3 protein-coding genes are annotated in these 2,150 nt (G+C 50.7%); all 3 read right to left on the bottom strand.

The window, feature by feature from the left end; all coding sequences use genetic code 11:
* Window positions 1-566, bottom strand: a 566-nt coding sequence (locus ABYP73_RS12935; RefSeq protein WP_372974611.1) for a Crp/Fnr family transcriptional regulator, incomplete at its 3' end; no start/stop codon positions are given.
* Window positions 563-1,348 (bottom strand): aldose 1-epimerase, encoded by a 786-nt coding sequence (locus ABYP73_RS12930; protein WP_372974610.1) that lies wholly within the window; start codon window positions 1,346-1,348, stop codon window positions 563-565. The genes ABYP73_RS12935 and ABYP73_RS12930, both read right to left, overlap by 4 nt.
* Before the next feature lie 3 nt (window positions 1,349-1,351).
* Window positions 1,352-2,150, bottom strand: a 799-nt coding sequence (locus ABYP73_RS12925; RefSeq protein ID WP_372974609.1) for a M20/M25/M40 family metallo-hydrolase, incomplete at its 5' end; no start/stop codon positions are given.

The following is a 2,150-nucleotide window of genomic DNA, read 5'->3' as shown; positions in this document are numbered from 1 at the left end:
GTATGCAGGTCGGCCGCGATCTCCTGGTGCGTGGCATGGATCACGTCGTCGTGATTCACCATGGCCTTGTCCCTGAGATATTTCAGCAATCGTTCATCCATATTCATAAAGGCCAGGGTGTCTACGGTTTCCAGGAGTTCCTGCATCCTGTTGTGATAGCTGTCGAGGATAAAAGCCCTCCAGCTCCTGTATTTTCCCATCCAATCCTCCATTTTCGATACCGGGATCATCAGCAACTCCACATCCGACTCCGCAACGGCCCGTATATTGCTCCTGCCCTGTTTTACACAGCAGGATAGCGTCATGGCACAGGTATCTCCCTTTTCTATAAAATACAGAAGGAGGTCGTCCCCCTGTTCATCCTCACTCATGATCTTAATCGCACCGCTGAATATCAAGGGCATAAAAGTGATCTCATCGCCTATGTCCATAAGATAATCACCCTGATTTACCTTCCGGAACTTCCCTGCTTCATGGATCTCCTTTATGAGTTCATCTTCGAACAGGTATCCATAGAGCCCTTTGAGATCTTCCAGTTTCAGTTCTCTTTTGTTCCGATCAATCATGTCTTGATATTAGGTATAAGTGAAACCTCAAATTCTACGTCCTCCTGATGCAGGAACCTGAATCCTTCGTGGAGGGAAGTCTGTTCAACCGCATAGGGGTAAAAGGTCACAGGCTCCACACAGATCATATTGGCGGATGGCGACCACAACATAAAACTACCAAAACCACGGGTGCTGACACCTATGCGTTTTTCGTCTTCCAGCACGAGACTGTCCGTTTCGGGAATCTCCAGAGCCTTGTCTCCGGCTGCCATTACCTCCGCAAGCCTCACTGACTTACCGCCGCCGACCACCCGGGCATCGGGCGATCTCAAACGAAAGGCCGGGTGATATCCCAGCATATAAGGCATGTCCCTCTCCCCACTTACGGTAAAAGTGATCTTTAATCCCTCATCCCCTAGGTGAAACTTTTTTACAAATCGAAAATTAAAAGGCCATATTAATTTCGGGGCCTTCGACCTTTTGGGGTATTTCGAATTGGAGACCAGGGTACCCGCCTGGTACTCCTTCGTATAAATTGCCGAATGCTTCTCCTGTGCATTTAAATGATAACGGAGTTCCCGTAAATGGCCGTGCTGGTCCTGTACGGCATTGCCTTTTGGGACCTGCACCCTGTATCCTGCGGCCTCCGTAGGACCGATGATCGGAAACATTTCAGTATCTGTATTCCCCCATCCGGGTTCCCCCTTCTGATGCATGAATTCATAGCCCTCCACCTGATAACTGATGAGTTCCCCTTCATCTATGATTACGCTCTGATCGAGGTGCTCCAGGGTGATCATAGCCTATTGATTGATGAGTCTGTAGATCAGGATGGCCGATCTTTTCGTCAGGGCTTCAATGGTCTTCAGGTTGACGGTCTCCTCGGGGGTATGCGCCCCGGAACCCATGGTACCGAGCCCGTCGAGACAATCCACGTAATCGGCTACAAAGGATGTGTCTGCAGCACCCCTCCTGCCCGGGTCGTAGGCCAGGACTTCGCCCTGTCCCAGATCCTTACTTACCCCATTGAGCACTTCGAGCAGCCTCAGATTCCCTTCTGTGGGAGGCATGGCAGGGTAACTATCCGTAAAAGAGATCTCTGCCGAGGTATTGGGCAGGTTATCAGCTACGATCGCTTTCATCTTTTCCCTGGCATTTTCCTTCTGTTCCTCCGTGATAAACCTCAGCCCTCCCCGGACATAGGCCGTTTGGGCGACCACATTGGTTTTTCCAAAGACCTCTCCCGAACTCTTCAAAGGGTCGTATTCCGTAAAGGTCCCTCCCATCAGGATACCGGGATTAAAGGTCAGGTATTCTTCTCCTTTAACTTCTTCGTAAAAGGCATTCAGAATTCGCGACATCTCAAAAATGGCTCCGGCACCTGTCCTTTCACTGAAAACCCCGGAAGAATGGGCCCTCTTCCCTGTCACCTCCACTTCCCATCCGGAAGCCCCGCGTCTGGCCACGGTGGCGTAATTGAAGCCTGTGGAAGTTTCATATCCCAGGGCAATGTCACTCCGTTTAGCGGCTTCGATGAGGTGTTTTCGACTTACTTCGAGAGGCTTGCCGGTACTCTCTTCATCCCCCGTAAAGGCGACGATG

The organism is Muriicola sp., assembly GCF_041567615.1.
GTDB lineage: Bacteria > Bacteroidota > Bacteroidia > Flavobacteriales > Flavobacteriaceae > Muriicola.
The sequence above is the reverse complement of the archived record's forward strand: the minus strand, read 5'-3'. Positions and strand labels throughout refer to the sequence as shown.

What these genes read in the sequence shown, in the direction of transcription:
- ABYP73_RS12930 (WP_372974610.1), bottom strand. Translation starts at nt 1,348, where the DNA reads ATGATCACCCTGGAGCACCTCGATCAGAGCGTAATCATAGATGAAGGG.